Genomic DNA, 13,553 nt, shown 5'->3' with positions numbered 1-13,553 from the left:
CCTCCCTATCGCCTGGGGGGCGGGAGGCAAGGCGGCGCGTTCAGATTTTCCAGCTGAGCGTCAGCCAGGGGACATGGACGACGGCATCGGGGGCCTGATCGCGGAAGGTCTGCTGGCGCATATAGAGCAGCTGGGCGTCGAGCGACTTGCTGAGCGGTTGGCGTAGGCCGATTTGCTGGCGCATGACGGCGAGGCCGGTCTTGTCGCTGGGCTTGGCGCGGTTGAGGTGAAAGAAGAACTCGGTTGCCGCGATCAGGACCGGGGCTTTCGATGAGCCGAGCGGGATGGATGCCTGAACCCGCTGGCGCAGCCGCCAGCTTGCGCGGTCGGCGGTGTCGAAGAAGCGCTGCTCCATACGGGTGCGGGCCAGGAAAATGCCGCGGGTGAAGGTGGCCTGCTGGAACAGGCGCAGTTCCTGTTCGGGCGCGGAGTGAAAGAAGGCGATGCCGCCGCCGATCTGGGCGCCTGTGGCGACACGGTGGTCGAGCAGGATGCGGGCCGTCTGCTGCTCTCCATTGGAGCTGTCGCGGCGGAAACGCTGGCTGAGATCGAGTGTGATCGTGTCCGCCGGGCTGGCGGTGACGACAAGCGATTCGGTGAGCCAGGCTTGCGATTCCTCCGTTGCGGCGGTGGCGGGCGGAGCGGCGAACGCCGCCAACAGGGTGAGTGCGCCCGATATGTGGCGTGGGCGCAGATAGCGGTGCATCGGTCAGTCCTTTGGAAAGTTGGGTCGTCATAATGTTACGGAGCTGTTTCCGTAAAGCCTGCCGCTGGCAATAATGGCTAAACTGGGGATCACCCGCTAAAGGGGAGCCGATTCGCACATCCCGCCCGGAGCAGACCCATGAAGTTCTTCGTCGATACCGCCGACACCAACGAAATCCGCGACCTCGCCGCGACCGGCCTGCTGGACGGCGTGACCACCAACCCGTCGCTGATCCACAAGTCGGGTCGCAAGTTCATGGAAGTGGTCGAGGAAATCTGCGGCATCGTCGATGGCCCGGTTTCCGCCGAAGTCGTCGCGCTCGACCATGAGACGATGATGAAGGAAGCCGAGGTGCTGCGGAAGATCGCGGACAATGTCTGCATCAAGGTGCCGCTGACCATCGATGGCCTCAAGACCTGCAAGGCGCTGACCAGCGAAGGCACGATGGTCAATGTGACGCTCTGCTTCTCGGCCAATCAGGCCCTGCTGGCGGCGAAGGCGGGCGCGAGCTTCATCTCGCCTTTCGTTGGTCGGCATGATGATAATGGCTTCGATGGCATGAAGCTGATCGAGGATATCCGTCTGATCTACGATAATTATGCGTTCGACACGGAAATCCTGGTCGCGAGCGTGCGCCACCCGATCCATGTTCTGGAAAGCGCGAAGATCGGCGCGGACGTGATGACCGCGCCGTCTTCGGTGATCAAGGCCCTGTTCAATCATGTGCTGACGGATAAGGGCATCGCGGGCTTCCTGGCGGACTGGGAGAAGACCGGGCAGTCGGTTCTTTAAGGTTCATGACATCTCCAACCGTTCGCCCTGAGCCTGTCGAAGGGCTTTCCTTTTCTTGAAAATGCGAAGGAAAGGGCTTCGACAAGCTCAGCTCGAACGGAGGGGGGCGTGCTTTCTCCGCTTGGTTCGCAACCTCTTGCCCGATGCATCATTCTCCTCGTGAAGGAGAGGTGCGATGTTCGTCGCGGTCTATTGGTGGCGGGTGCATCCGGGGAAGGAAGATCAGTTTCGCGCGGCGTGGCGGCGCGGGACTGACCTGATCCGGGAGAAATATGGCAGCTTCGGTTCGCGGCTCCACCGGGACGCGGACGGGCGCTTCGTCGGCTATGCGGAGTGGCCGGACGAAGAGACATGGCGCGCGGCTTTCGACCAGAAGATGGTCTATGATGAGCCGGAAACGCGTGCCGCCTTTGTCGATGCGATCGCGGAAGTGCCAGCCGATGCCGACCCGATCTTCACCATGACGGTGACGGACGACCTGCTGATGCGGGCGCGGCCGGATGACAGTCCGCTCGATGGCGAATAGGAACGGCCTCGACTTTGGCTGGGGTTTCCTGGCCGCCGCGATACTCATCGCCGGGTTGCTGATGCTGCTGTTCGGTTGGCGCTTGTAGCCAAGATGGCGACCCCGACAGGATTCGAACCTGTGACCATTCGCTTAGAAGGCGAATGCTCTATCCAGCTGAGCTACGGGGCCGCATCGGCGCTTCGATAGCGGGGCTTGTGCCCGCGCGCAATCATGCCTGCCATTGCATTTGTGCGGCGGGCCGATATGCAAGGGCGCATGACCGATTTGGGGGTTCGGAAAATCGATGCGGAGGCGCTTGGCCAGCGGCCGATGCGCTATTTCGATTTCTTCATCGTGGCGTTCGTCGCCATATTGCTGCTGTCGAACCTGATCGGCGCGGCGAAGCTGTCGACCGTTGGCGGCTTTACATTCGGTGCTGGCATCCTCTTCTTTCCGCTCGGCTATGTGCTGGGGGACGTGCTGACGGAGGTCTATGGCTATGCCCGTGCGCGGCGATGCGTGTGGGCAGGCTTTGGCGCGATGTTGTTCATGGCGCTGATGAGTTGGGTGGTGGTAAAGCTGCCGCCTGCGGAAGGCTGGCCGGATCAAGCTGCCTATGAGGCGGTGTTCGGCAATACATGGCGGATCGTCTTTGCGTCACTCGCCGCATTTTGGGCGGGGGAGTTCGCCAACAGCTTCGTGCTGGCGAAGATGAAACTGCTGACGCAGGGCAAGCATCTGTGGATGCGGACGATCGGGTCCACGATCGTGGGGCAGGGCGTGGACAGCCTGCTTTTCTATCCGCTGGCCTTTTATGGTGAGTGGAGCAATGCCCAGGTGCTGACGGTGATGGTCACCAACTGGATGCTGAAGGTGACGTGGGAAGCGGTTTTGACGCCGATGACCTATCTGGTGGTGAACAGCCTGAAGCGCGCCGAGGGGCTGGACGTCTATGATGAAGGGACGGATTTCACGCCGTTTCGGACCCGGATTTAGCCGTTTCTCGACTTCGCTCGAAACGAACGGGGTCAGGCGGGGTAGTTCGCTCGTACGAAATATAACCCATCCGGCGGGGCGTTGAGGCCGAGGGCGGCTCGGTCCTTCGCATCCCGGGCGGCGCGCATGTCTGCTATCGACCATCGTCCCATCCCGACCAACGCCAGGCAACCGACCATCGAGCGCACCTGATGGTGGAGGAAGGAACGTGCTTCGGCATGGATGGCGATGCGGTCGCCTTCGCGCTCCACGTCGAGGCGGTCGAGTGACTTCAATGGGCTTTCCGCTTGGCAATGGGCCGATCGGAAGGTGGTGAAGTCGTGGCGGCCGACGAGCAGCTGCGCGGCCTCCTGCATGGCGTCGGTGTCGAGCGGCTGGATGACGCGCCAGACCAGACCGCTCTCGAAGGTGAGCGGCGCGCGTCGGTTGGCGATGCGGTAGACGTAGGCGCGGCCGGTACAGGAAAAGCGGGCGTGCCAGTCATCGGCTACGGTTTCGCAGGCGAGGATGGCGACGGGGTCGGGACGCAGGAGCGCGTTCATCGCTTCCATCAGGCGGAAGGGCGCGATCGGTTTCTCAATGTCTGCATGGGCGCGCATGGCAAGGCCGTGGACTCCGGCATCGGTTCGGCCAGCTGCGTGAATCACGGAGCGCTCGCCGGTGATGGCGTGGATGGCGTCTTCCAGTGCTTGCTGGACGCTGGGGCCGTGCGCCTGCCGTTGCCAGCCCATGAAGGGGCGGCCGTCAAATTCTACGGTGAAGGCGAAGCGGGTCATTGGGGGTTATATCAGCGAAAATATTGGCGCCGTCATCCCAGCGGAAGCTGGGATGTGGGGCCATGTGGCATGCCGTCCCCTGAGATCCCAGCTTTCGCTGGGATGACGGTTGGGAGGTGAAGTGGGATTAACCATCGACGCGCGACCCTGCGGGCATGTCGTAGCCGCGCAGGAGTTCGCCCGGAGACATCGCACCCTTGCCCGCGCGCTGGATCAGGGTGGGGCGGATCGCGCCGTGGCCGCAGCCGATGAGCAGGCTGTTGTCGAGCAGTTCGCCTGGCTGACCGGCATGTTCCTCGACCTGGGCGGCGAGGATGCGGAAGCGTTCTCCGCGATATTCCAGGAATGCGCCGGGGAAGGGGTTGAAGGCGCGAATCTGTCGTTCGACCTGATGCGCGTCGCGGGTGAAGTCGAGACGGGCTTCGCTTTTGTCGATCTTGGCGGCGTAGGTGACGCCCTCTTCGGGCTGAGACACGGGCGGGTGCGCAGGGAGGTCGTCCAAGACCTCGACCATCAATTCAGCGCCTGCCTGCGCCAGCTCTGCGGTGAGCGTGCCAGCCGTCTTGTCCTCAATTGGGGTCACATGCTTGGCGCGCATCGGGCCGGTGTCGAGGCCCGCTTCCATGTTCATGATCGTGACGCCGGTTACATTGTCCCCGGACAATATCGCACGCTGGATCGGGGCCGCGCCACGCCAGCGGGGGAGCAGGGACGCATGGATGTTGAGGCAGCCGGAACGGGGCGCTTCCAGTATGGCGCGCGGCAGGATGAGGCCGTAGGCGGCTACCACCGCGACATCGGCATTGAGAGCGGCAAAGGTGGATTGCACCGCCGCGTCCTTGAGTGAGATCGGCGTGCGCACCTCTATGCCCATCTCCTCCGCCTGAGCCTGAACGGGGGAGGGACGCAACGCCTTTCCACGCCCGGCGGGGCGGGGTGGTTGGCTGTACACCGCCACGATCTCGTGCCCGGCCTTGGCCAGCGTCACGAGGGCGGGGACGGCGAAATCCGGGGTTCCCATGTAGATGATGCGCATAGTCGCCTCTCAACTCTTTTGACCCCGGACTTGCAAGCCCCTATCTCGGTTCCATGGCTTCTCCCGAAATCGATGCGCTGACGCAGGCGCTGTCCCGTCTGCCGGGCCTTGGCCCGCGTTCGGCGCGGCGCGCTGTGCTGCACCTGCTGAAGAAGCGGGAAAGCGCGCTGGAACCGCTGCTGCGTGCGCTTGATGCGGTGAACGACCGGCTGGTTACGTGCGGTTTGTGCGGGAATGTCGATACGGTGGATCCCTGCGGCATCTGTGCCGACCCGCGCCGCGACGCTCGCGCGCTGTGCGTGGTGGAGGATGTGGCGGACCTGTGGGCGCTCGACAAGTCGCGGCTTTTTCCGGGCCGTTTCCATGTGCTGGGGGGGCGATTGTCGGCGCTGGAAGGGGTACGGCCGGAAGACCTTTCCATCGATGCGCTGGTGACGCGAGTCGAAGTGGGCGGCATTGATGAAGTGGTGCTGGCGATGAATGCGACACTGGAGGGGCAGACCACCGCGCATTATCTGGCAGAACGGTTGGAGCGCTTTCCCGTTCGGCTGACGCAGTTGGCCCATGGCGTCCCCGTGGGCGGTGAACTCGATTATCTGGATGAGGGCACGTTGGCGCAGGCTTTGCGGGCGCGGCGGCCTGTTGGGTGAATTTGGCGGTCGCTTGAAAAAGCCCGTCGTTGCGGCTATTTTAACCACATGGCCATTCTTCCAATCCTTGAGGCGCCTGACCCGCGCCTGCGTACCATTTCGTCTCCGGTGGAGGCGATCGATGACGATCTGCAACGCCTGATCGATGATATGTTCGAGACCATGTACGACGCTCCGGGCATCGGATTGGCGGCGATACAGGTTGGCGTACCGAAGCGCGTGCTGGTGATGGATTTGCAGGAACCCGAATCAGACGAGGAAGGTGCGCCTTCGGTGAAAAAGCCGATGGTGTTCATCAATCCCGAGATTTTGGAGGGTTCGGCGGACCTGTCAGTCTATAATGAGGGCTGCCTGTCGGTGCCGGACCAATATGCCGAGGTGGAGCGGCCCGCGACGATCCGGGCAAGCTGGATGGATCGCGAAGGGCGTATTCATGAGGAGCAGCTTGAGGGCTTGCTGGCCACCTGCTTGCAGCACGAGATGGATCATTTGCAGGGCGTGCTGTTCATCGATCATCTGTCGCGGTTGAAACGGGACATGTTGATGAAGAAGCTGGTGAAGGCGCGCAAGGCGGCTTGAAGTCTTTCCCCAATCCTCCCTGCGCGAAGCGTGGGGAGGGGGACCGTTTGCGTAGCAAATGGTGGAGGGGAAAACGGCACGACCTCCGCGTTCGTCCCCTCCACCACCGCTACGCGGCGGTCCCCCTCCCCATGTGCCATGGGGAGGATTTTGTTTAACCCACGCCGTCCGTATCGAGCGCGTAACCCGCTGAACGCACGGTGCGGATGATGTCGCGATATTGGCCGTCGGCGTTGATTGCTTTGCGGAGGCGGCGGATGTGGACATCGACGGTGCGCAGTTCGATGTCGCTGTCCTGCCCCCAGACGCTGTCCAGCAACCGTTCGCGCGAGAAGACCCAGCCGGGATGCTCCAGGAAATGTTTGAGCAGGCGGAATTCGGTGGGGCCGAGGGGGATGACCTGACCGCCACGGCGGACCTTGTGGCCGACCGTATCCATCTCGACATCCGCGAAGGTCAGCGTCTCGCCAGCAAGGGCGGGACGGACGCGGCGGAGGACTGCGCCGACGCGCGCGACCAGTTCGCGGGGGGAGAAGGGCTTGGTGACATAGTCGTCCGCGCCGGTTTCCAGGCCGCGGACCCGGTCTTCTTCCTCGCCTCGGGCCGTCAGCATGATGATCGGGACATTGGCGGTGCCGTTCATGCGGCGCAGACGGCGGCAGACTTCGATGCCGGACAGGCTTTCCACCATCCAGTCGAGCAGGACGATGTCGGGCACATTTTCCTGCGCGAGGAGCAGCGCTTCCTCGCCATCGACGGTGTGGGCGACTTCGAAGTCCTCCCGCTTGAAATGCCAGATGAGAAGTTCTGCGAGGGCCGCGTCATCTTCAACCAGAAGCATCTTGGCTCTCGCCATGCTCAATCCTCCAGGGGTTGGGTGCCGCCGCGTTCGCGTTCCGGGGCCATCTGGCCGGTCGCGGCGTAATAGACCATCTCCGCGACATTCGTGGCGTGGTCGCCGATGCGCTCGATGTTCTTCGCGATGAATAGCAGATGCGCGCACTCGCTGATCGTCTTGGGATTTTCGACCATATAGGTGACGAGGCTGCGGAAAACGCTGTTGTAGAAATCGTCCACCACCGTGTCGCGCTCGATCACCGCCGTGGCGAGATCGGCGTCGCGGGCGGCGAAAGCGTTGAGCGCGTCGTGCACCATTTCGGCCGCTACCTGACCCATGGAGGGGAGGAGGGAGACCGGCTCCAGCGTGCGCTGGTTGGTGGCGATCAGGGGAACGCGCTTGGCGATATTCTTGGCATAGTCGCCGATGCGTTCGACCACGCCGACGATCTTCAGCGCAGCGATGACGTCGCGCAGGTCGTTGGCCATGGGCGCGCGCAGGGCGATGACCTGGATTACCAGCTTTTCAACTTCCGCCTCTATGGCGTCGATGCGCTTGTCGTCGGCGACCACCTGCGCGGCGAGCGTCTTGTCCTGCCGCTGGAGGGCAACCATCGCATTCTCGATGGCCGCTTCGGCGCGGCCGCCCATTTCGGCGATGAGGCCGCGCAGCTTGTCGATTTCCTCGTCAAACGCCTTGATCGTATGTTCTGCCATTATCTCTCTCCCCGGATCAGCCGTAGCGGCCGGTGATGTAATCCTTGGTCCGCTCTTGGCGGGGGTTGGTGAAGATGTCGCTCGTCACGCCATATTCGACCAGTTCGCCCAGATGGAAGAAGGCGGTGCGCTGCGACACGCGGGCGGCCTGCTGCATATTGTGGGTGACGATGACGATCGCGTAGCGGCCGCGCAGTTCGTGGATCAGCTCCTCGATCTTTGCGGTCGCGATCGGGTCGAGCGCCGAGCAGGGCTCGTCCATCAGGATGACTTCGGGTTTGACCGCAATGGCGCGGCCGATGCAGAGGCGCTGTTGCTGGCCACCTGACAAGGCGGTGCCGCTGTCGTGCAGGCGGTCCTTCACTTCTTCCCACAGGCCAGCGCGGCGTAGCGATTTTTCGACGATGACGTCGAGGTCCGCTTTGGCATGGGCCAAGCCGTGGATGCGCGGGCCGTAAGCGATATTCTCGTAAATCGACTTGGGGAAGGGGTTGGGCTTCTGGAACACCATGCCGACGCGGGCGCGCAGTTGCACGACGTCCATCGAGGGGGCGTAGATGTCCTCCCCGTCGAGGGTGATCGTGCCTTCGACGCGGGCGGAAGCGACGGTGTCGTTCATGCGGTTCAGCGTCCGCAGGAATGTCGACTTGCCGCAGCCCGACGGGCCGATGAAGGCCGTCACATTGTCCATATCGACGTCGATCGAGACGCCCTTGATCGCCTGCTTTTCGCCGTAGAAGACCTTCACGTCGCGCGCGGTCATCTTGGTTTCGGTGGCGGGCACCAGTGTCTGTGGTTCGTGCATCATGTTTACCACCGTTTTTCGAACTTGTTGCGCAGGTAGATGGCGAGGCCGTTCATCGCGAGCAGGAAGACCAGCAGGACGATGATGGCGGCGGAGGTCTTTTCGACGAAACCCTTGGAGACTTCGTCGGACCAGAGGAAGATCTGCACCGGCAGGACGGTCGCGGGATCGGTAATCCCGCCCGGCGGCGTGGCGATGAAGGCGCGCATGCCGATCATGAGCAGCGGTGCCGTCTCACCCAAGGCGCGGGCCATGCCGATGATCGTGCCGGTGAGGATGCCGGGTAGGGCGAGCGGCAGGACATGGTGGAAGACCACCTGTACCGGGCTGGCACCGACGCCGAGCGCGGCGTCACGGATGCTGGGCGGGACCGACTTGATCGCGTTGCGCCCGGCTATGACGATGACCGGCATGGTCATGAGTGCGAGCGTCATGCCGCCGACCAGCGCGGCCGAGCGCGGCAGGTGCAGGAAGTTTAGGAAGATCGACAGTCCCAGCAGGCCGAAGATGATGGAAGGGACGGCCGCAAGATTGTTGATCGACACTTCGATGATGTCGGTCAGCCAGTTCTTGCGCGCATATTCCTCCAGATAGACGGCGGTGGCGACGCCGATCGGGAAGCTGAGCACCAGCGTCACCAGCATCGTCAGCAGCGATCCCTTGAACGCGCCCCAGATGCCGACCTGTGTCGGATCGGTGCCGTCGCTGGCGGACAGGAAGCTCATATTGAAACCGGTCGTGAGCAGGCCTGCCTTGTTCAGGCGCTCCACAGCCGCTTCGGCCTCGGGCGAACCCTCGCTTTTTGCCGCCAGATCGATGGTGGTCGCTGCGGGAAGTTTGATGGTGTCGGTGCGGCTAAGGATGCCGGGATCGGCCTTGATAGCGTCGCGCAGAACAATCCAGGCCGTGGGCGACACCCATTCCTCGGCATCCGCGCCCAGCGCCTTTTTCACGACGTCGCCCGTCACCATCGGCAGGTTCGCGTTGGCGAGCGCCTGATCGGTAATTGCGTTCGGATCGAGCAAGATCGGTGACGCGGGGAAGTCGATTTTCACCGCTATTTCCGTTCGCGTGAAACCGCGCAGGCCGTTGCCCAGCATGTTGAACAGCAGGAAGGCAAGAAAGGCGGCCGACAGTGCCACGGCGAGAAGGCCAGCCGCCTTGAAGCGGCGCTCGGAGGCATAGCGCCGGGCGATCCGCTTGCGCATCGCGTCCGACTTCCAGTCGGTGGGGAGGCGTTCGGGTACCATTATTCGTAAGCCTCGCGATATTTTTTCACGACCCGCAGGGCCACGATGTTGAGCAGCAGTGTCACCACGAAGAGGACGAGGCCAAGGGCGAAGGCCGCCAGCGTCTTTGCGCTGTCGAATTCCTGGTCGCCGGTCAGCAGTTGAACGATCTGCGTCGTGACAGTCGTGACGCTGGCGAAGGGGTTCAAGGTGAGGTTTGCCGCCAGACCGGCTGCCATCACCACGATCATCGTCTCACCGATGGCGCGGCTGACGGCCAGCAACACGCCGCCGACGACGCCGGGAAGGGCGGCGGGGATCAGTACGCGGCGGATCGTCTCGCTGGTGGTCGCGCCCATGGCGAGGCTGCCATCGCGCATGGATTGCGGCACGGCTGCGATGCTATCGTCCGCCATGGAAGAGACGAACGGTATGATCATCACGCCCATGACCAGACCAGCGGCCAAGGCGCTTTCCGAAGACGCGCCCTGGATGCCGATCGCCACGGCGAGATCGCGTAGCGCGGGGGCCACTGTCAACGCGGCGAAATAGCCGTAGACGACGGTGGGCACGCCCGCGAGCACCTCAAGGATGGGCTTCATCCACTTGCGCACTGTGGGGCTGGCATATTGGGTCAGATAAATTGCGCTCATCAGGCCGAGCGGGATGGCGACGACCATGGCGATGATCGCGCCGATGAAGATCGTGCCCCAGAAGAGCGGGACAGCACCGAACGCGTCATCATTACCGTAGCCCAACGCCGCCGATTGCGGGCTCCATTTGGTGCCGAAGAGAAAATCGAACGGGTTCACCATCGAGAAGAAGCGAAGGCTCTGCCACAGCAGCGACGCGACGATGCCCAATGTGGTGACGATCGCGAGGAGTGATGCCACAAGCAACACCGCCATCACGAGCCGTTCGACCCGCGTGCGCGCCCGGAAATCAGGCCGCACCCGAGTGAAGGCATAGGCGCCCCCGGCAAAGGCAAGCACCAGTGCGAGCGCTGCGCCCGCGATGCCATATTTGCCGATGGCGTCCTTATAGGGTTGGACAAGGCCCTGCGACAGCGGGTTGAACGCACCCGCTTGCGAACCGCTGGCGATCGCGCGCGCTTCGCCCAATATGGCCGAGCGCGAGAAATCATCTGCCGGCAGGCTGTGCGCAGCCGGGCTGCTCAGCACCTCCTGCGTGACGAGCCCAGGGGCGACGTTCGCCCAGACGGCGAGAAAGATCGCCGCCGGGATGAGCGTCCAGAGCGCGACATACCAGCCATGATAGCCAGGAAGGCTATGCACGGCATCGCGGCGGCCCGAGGCGCGCGCGGCGGTTTGCAGCCGCAGCGCGCGCGTCCGGGCACTGACCCAGGCGATGGCGCCCAGGCCTGCCAGCAGCAGGAAGATTGCAGGACCTGTCATATTTTCCGCTTACTTGAGCTGCGAACCGTCGAGAATGGTAAGCGACTTCACCGCTTCCGCGCTCGCTTTGCGTACATCATCGGGTGCTGCGACCATGCCACGCTTGGTCAGCGCTCCATCAGGGCTCCAGTTCGCGGCGAAAGCATCGAGGAAAGCCTGAAGGCCCGGAATCGCGGTCATGTGCGCTTTCTTCACATAGATGTAGAGGGGGCGCGCACCGGGATATTTGCCCGTGGATACGGTTTCGTAGGTGGCTTCAACGCCGTTAAGGGACACGTCCTTCAGCTTATCCTTGTTTTCCTCAAGATAGCTGAAGCCGAACACGCCGAGCGCGTTCGGATTGGCGGCGAGCTTCTGCACGATGAGATTATCGTTTTCGCCCGAATCCACATATTTGCCGTCCTCGCGGACACGAGTGCAGGTAGCCTTGAACTCGTCCTCGCTCTTTTCCTTGAGCGTCTTCATGGCTGGATCGGTTTCGCAGCCCTTGGTCAGGACCAGCTCAGCCAGCGAATCGCGGGTGCCGCTGGTCGACGGCGGGCCGAAAACGCTGATGGCTGTCGCGGGCAGGCTGGGATCGACGTCCTTCCAGGTTTCGGCCTTGTTCGGACCCTTGCCATAGGGATTGGCGGCAAGCGCTTCATAGACGATCTTGGGCGTCAGCTTGAAACCGGGGCCTTCCTTTGACTCGGCGAAGGCGAGGCCATCGACGCCGACCTGGACTTCGATGATGTCCTTGACGCCATTTTTCTGACAGTCTTCGAACTCGGCCTTCTTCATGCGGCGCGAAGCGTTTGCGATGTCGGGATGCTGTGCGCCGACGCCAGCGCAGAACAGCTTTATGCCGCCGCCGGTGCCCGTTGATTCGATGATGGGCGATTTCATGCCCGAATTGCCCTGAACGAACATTTCGGCAACCGCCGTTGCAAAGGGATAGACGGTGGAGGAGCCAACCGCGCGGATCTGGTCACGCGTGCCACCGGCGCCGCCGCCGGATTGGTCGCCGCAACCGGCCAGAGTAAGAGCGGCCGCTGCGGTAGCAGCCATCAGAGCGAAATGCTTCACGGATAGTCTCCTTCATCAAAGGCCGCGATTCGCAATCGCTGCCCCCCTTGGCGCGCAGTAGCCGCGGTAGGTCGCGCCTTTGTGACAGTCCAATTGCACTTTTATGACATTGGGGGCGGAAGCTCAAAAGATGAGCAGAATTTATTCAATGTTTGGACACTGACAGCCTCTCTTCAGCGGGCATCGGCGGCAGCAGGACCGTGATCGTGGTCCCTTTTCCCGGCGCGCTTACAATGTCGAGCCGACCACGGTGCCGCTCCACGATATGCTTCACGATGGCGAGGCCAAGGCCGGTGCCGCCCACAGCCCGGCTGCGCCCGGAATCAACGCGGTAGAAGCGTTCGGTCAGCCGGGGCAGATGATCCGGGCCGATGCCTTCGCCTTCGTCGGCGACGGTGAGGCGGGTCATTCCGCCCGGACCTTCGGTCAGGCTCACGCGAATCGGTGTTCCGGCCTTTCCATATTTCACCGAGTTGCCGATCAGGTTGTGAAGCAGTTGTGACAATTGCGGCCTGTCTCCCGCGACCTCCGGCAGGCCGGGTGTGACGTCCAACTCCACTTCCCGGCCCCGGTCGCCATGGCTCGTCCGGAAAACGCCCACCACCTCGGCGGCCAAGGAACCAAGATCGACGGGGCTGTCAGGGACGCGGTATTTTTCCGCCTCGATGCGGGAAAGGGAAATGAGATCGTCGATCAGCCGCTGCATTCGGCGCGCCTCACCGTCCATGATCTTGAGGAAGCGTTGCCGCGTATCATTGTCGCGGCCAAGGTCTGGGTCACCCAGCGTTTCGATAAAGCCCAAAATGCCCGCGAGGGGCGTGCGAAGCTCGTGACTGGCATTGGCCACGAAATCGACGCGCATTTTTTCAGCGGCATAGGCGCCGCTATGGTCGGCAAGATGCACCAGCCGACGCACCGCGTCATCGTCGCCGATCGGTGCAATGCGCATCTGCCAGCGTTGATCGCGCGTCCCAAGGCCCACCAGTTCCAGCATCACCGCCTCGCTCATCGGTGCCAGGCTCGCGAGCCGTTCGGCGGCGGCGGGGTGGCGGATGGCGATGCGGGCATCCTCACCCTCGATATGCGCGCCGAGCAAGCGTTGCGCCGCCCGGTTGGCCCGGATGATCCGCCCGCGCTCTATGAGCATCAGGGGGTCTGCAATCGCCTCCATCATGTCGGCGAAGTCGGGATGTTCGACTATATCGGTGACAGGTTCGATGGAGGCAGGCTCGGCAGGGCGGGACGTGGGCGCTTGCGCGGCGATGATCAGGACGGCGATGCCCGCAAGCACAGGAAGAGCGATCGCCCAGAACGCTGCGCCCATCAGCAATGAGGTTCCGGTAGCCAGAAACAGCATGGCGAGCGACGCCGTGATCTGGGAAATGCTCAGTCGATTCATGGTTACCGCGCTGGATTATTGGCTGCTTTGCTGCAATGGCTGG

General features: G+C 62.9%; 15 protein-coding genes and 1 tRNA gene. 5 read left to right on the top strand and 11 right to left on the bottom strand.

The window, feature by feature from the left end:
* Positions 1-40 precede the first annotated feature (40 nt).
* On the bottom strand, positions 41-706 hold the full coding sequence (locus ACZ5TB_RS06905) for a DUF2490 domain-containing protein (protein ID WP_464790643.1): 666 nt from the start codon (positions 704-706) through the stop codon (positions 41-43).
* Between the two features lie 138 nt (positions 707-844).
* On the opposite strand from ACZ5TB_RS06905, the gene fsa reads away from it, so the two are divergent.
* The gene (gene fsa, locus ACZ5TB_RS06900) at positions 845-1,498 is read left to right on the top strand and encodes a fructose-6-phosphate aldolase (protein WP_464790642.1); all 654 of its coding nucleotides are present in this window, start codon (positions 845-847) and stop codon (positions 1,496-1,498) included.
* A 175-nt stretch (positions 1,499-1,673) separates the two neighbouring features.
* On the top strand, positions 1,674-2,024 hold the full coding sequence (locus ACZ5TB_RS06895; RefSeq protein ID WP_464790641.1) for an antibiotic biosynthesis monooxygenase family protein: 351 nt from the start codon (positions 1,674-1,676) through the stop codon (positions 2,022-2,024).
* Between the two features lie 94 nt (positions 2,025-2,118).
* Here the strand turns inward: ACZ5TB_RS06895 and ACZ5TB_RS06890 are convergent.
* A tRNA-Arg gene (locus ACZ5TB_RS06890) sits at positions 2,119-2,195 on the bottom strand.
* An 87-nt stretch (positions 2,196-2,282) separates the two neighbouring features.
* On the opposite strand from ACZ5TB_RS06890, the gene ACZ5TB_RS06885 reads away from it, so the two are divergent.
* Entirely contained in the window at positions 2,283-3,002 is a 720-nt protein-coding gene (locus tag ACZ5TB_RS06885) for a queuosine precursor transporter (protein WP_464790640.1), read from the top strand.
* A gap of 32 nt (positions 3,003-3,034) precedes the next feature.
* Here ACZ5TB_RS06885 and truA read toward each other — a convergent pair whose 3' ends face one another.
* Both truA and fmt read right to left on the bottom strand, forming a co-directional pair.
* A complete protein-coding gene (gene truA / locus ACZ5TB_RS06880) occupies positions 3,035-3,778 on the bottom strand; it encodes a tRNA pseudouridine(38-40) synthase TruA (protein ID WP_464790639.1) in 744 nt (247 codons plus the stop codon).
* A gap of 127 nt (positions 3,779-3,905) precedes the next feature.
* Entirely contained in the window at positions 3,906-4,814 is a 909-nt protein-coding gene (gene fmt, locus ACZ5TB_RS06875) for a methionyl-tRNA formyltransferase (RefSeq protein WP_464777798.1), read from the bottom strand.
* Positions 4,815-4,867: 53 nt separating this feature from the next.
* Here fmt and recR point away from each other — a divergent pair, with 53 nt between their 5' ends.
* Together recR and def are read left to right on the top strand one after the other, a co-directional pair.
* Entirely contained in the window at positions 4,868-5,464 is a 597-nt protein-coding gene (recR, locus tag ACZ5TB_RS06870; RefSeq protein WP_464790638.1) for a recombination mediator RecR, read from the top strand.
* A gap of 48 nt (positions 5,465-5,512) precedes the next feature.
* Complete coding sequence (def, locus tag ACZ5TB_RS06865; protein WP_449473490.1) at positions 5,513-6,043, top strand: peptide deformylase; 531 nt, start codon at positions 5,513-5,515, stop codon at positions 6,041-6,043.
* A gap of 154 nt (positions 6,044-6,197) precedes the next feature.
* Here the strand turns inward: def and phoB are convergent, their stop codons facing one another.
* The 7 genes from phoB to ACZ5TB_RS06830 all read right to left on the bottom strand — a co-directional run bounded on the left by phoB (position 6,198) and on the right by ACZ5TB_RS06830 (position 13,510).
* Positions 6,198-6,899 carry a phosphate regulon transcriptional regulator PhoB gene (gene phoB / locus ACZ5TB_RS06860; RefSeq protein ID WP_460986193.1) on the bottom strand — a complete coding sequence of 234 codons (702 nt, stop codon included), beginning with the start codon at positions 6,897-6,899 and terminating at the stop codon, positions 6,198-6,200.
* Positions 6,900-6,901: 2 nt separating this feature from the next.
* Positions 6,902-7,597 carry a phosphate signaling complex protein PhoU gene (gene phoU, locus ACZ5TB_RS06855; RefSeq protein ID WP_464777794.1) on the bottom strand — a complete coding sequence of 232 codons (696 nt, stop codon included), beginning with the start codon at positions 7,595-7,597 and terminating at the stop codon, positions 6,902-6,904.
* 16 nt (positions 7,598-7,613) lie between these two features.
* Entirely contained in the window at positions 7,614-8,402 is a 789-nt protein-coding gene (gene pstB, locus ACZ5TB_RS06850) for a phosphate ABC transporter ATP-binding protein PstB (RefSeq protein WP_464792506.1), read from the bottom strand.
* Positions 8,403-8,407: 5 nt separating this feature from the next.
* A complete protein-coding gene (gene pstA, locus ACZ5TB_RS06845) occupies positions 8,408-9,652 on the bottom strand; it encodes a phosphate ABC transporter permease PstA (protein ID WP_464790637.1) in 1,245 nt (414 codons plus the stop codon).
* Positions 9,652-11,046 (bottom strand): phosphate ABC transporter permease subunit PstC, encoded by a 1,395-nt coding sequence (gene pstC, locus ACZ5TB_RS06840; protein ID WP_464790636.1) that lies wholly within the window; start codon positions 11,044-11,046, stop codon positions 9,652-9,654. Before pstC ends, pstA begins: the two co-directional genes overlap by 1 nt.
* Positions 11,047-11,055: 9 nt before the next feature.
* Positions 11,056-12,111: a substrate-binding domain-containing protein gene (locus ACZ5TB_RS06835; protein WP_464790635.1), complete on the bottom strand. Its 1,056-nt coding sequence runs from the start codon at positions 12,109-12,111 to the stop codon at positions 11,056-11,058.
* Positions 12,112-12,256: 145 nt separating this feature from the next.
* Complete coding sequence (locus tag ACZ5TB_RS06830; RefSeq protein ID WP_464790634.1) at positions 12,257-13,510, bottom strand: ATP-binding protein; 1,254 nt, start codon at positions 13,508-13,510, stop codon at positions 12,257-12,259.
* Between the last annotated feature and the right edge of the window lie 43 nt (positions 13,511-13,553).

The sequence above is a fragment of the Sphingobium sp. TomTYG74 genome, assembly GCF_055393875.1.
The sequence above is the reverse complement of the archived record's forward strand: the minus strand, read 5'-3'. Positions and strand labels throughout refer to the sequence as shown.

What these genes read in the sequence shown, in the direction of transcription:
- ACZ5TB_RS06830 (WP_464790634.1), bottom strand. Translation starts at nt 13,510, where the DNA reads ATGAATCGACTGAGCATTTCCCAGATCACGGCGTCGCTCGCCATGCTG.
- pstB (WP_464792506.1), bottom strand. Translation starts at nt 8,402, where the DNA reads ATGCACGAACCACAGACACTGGTGCCCGCCACCGAAACCAAGATGACC.
- ACZ5TB_RS06885 (WP_464790640.1), top strand. Translation starts at nt 2,283, where the DNA reads ATGACCGATTTGGGGGTTCGGAAAATCGATGCGGAGGCGCTTGGCCAG.
- fsa (WP_464790642.1), top strand. Translation starts at nt 845, where the DNA reads ATGAAGTTCTTCGTCGATACCGCCGACACCAACGAAATCCGCGACCTC.
- def (WP_449473490.1), top strand. Translation starts at nt 5,513, where the DNA reads ATGGCCATTCTTCCAATCCTTGAGGCGCCTGACCCGCGCCTGCGTACC.
- ACZ5TB_RS06895 (WP_464790641.1), top strand. Translation starts at nt 1,674, where the DNA reads ATGTTCGTCGCGGTCTATTGGTGGCGGGTGCATCCGGGGAAGGAAGAT.
- recR (WP_464790638.1), top strand. Translation starts at nt 4,868, where the DNA reads ATGGCTTCTCCCGAAATCGATGCGCTGACGCAGGCGCTGTCCCGTCTG.
- pstC (WP_464790636.1), bottom strand. Translation starts at nt 11,046, where the DNA reads ATGACAGGTCCTGCAATCTTCCTGCTGCTGGCAGGCCTGGGCGCCATC.
- truA (WP_464790639.1), bottom strand. Translation starts at nt 3,778, where the DNA reads ATGACCCGCTTCGCCTTCACCGTAGAATTTGACGGCCGCCCCTTCATG.
- phoB (WP_460986193.1), bottom strand. Translation starts at nt 6,899, where the DNA reads ATGGCGAGAGCCAAGATGCTTCTGGTTGAAGATGACGCGGCCCTCGCA.
- fmt (WP_464777798.1), bottom strand. Translation starts at nt 4,814, where the DNA reads ATGCGCATCATCTACATGGGAACCCCGGATTTCGCCGTCCCCGCCCTC.
- ACZ5TB_RS06905 (WP_464790643.1), bottom strand. Translation starts at nt 706, where the DNA reads ATGCACCGCTATCTGCGCCCACGCCACATATCGGGCGCACTCACCCTG.
- pstA (WP_464790637.1), bottom strand. Translation starts at nt 9,652, where the DNA reads ATGGTACCCGAACGCCTCCCCACCGACTGGAAGTCGGACGCGATGCGC.
- phoU (WP_464777794.1), bottom strand. Translation starts at nt 7,597, where the DNA reads ATGGCAGAACATACGATCAAGGCGTTTGACGAGGAAATCGACAAGCTG.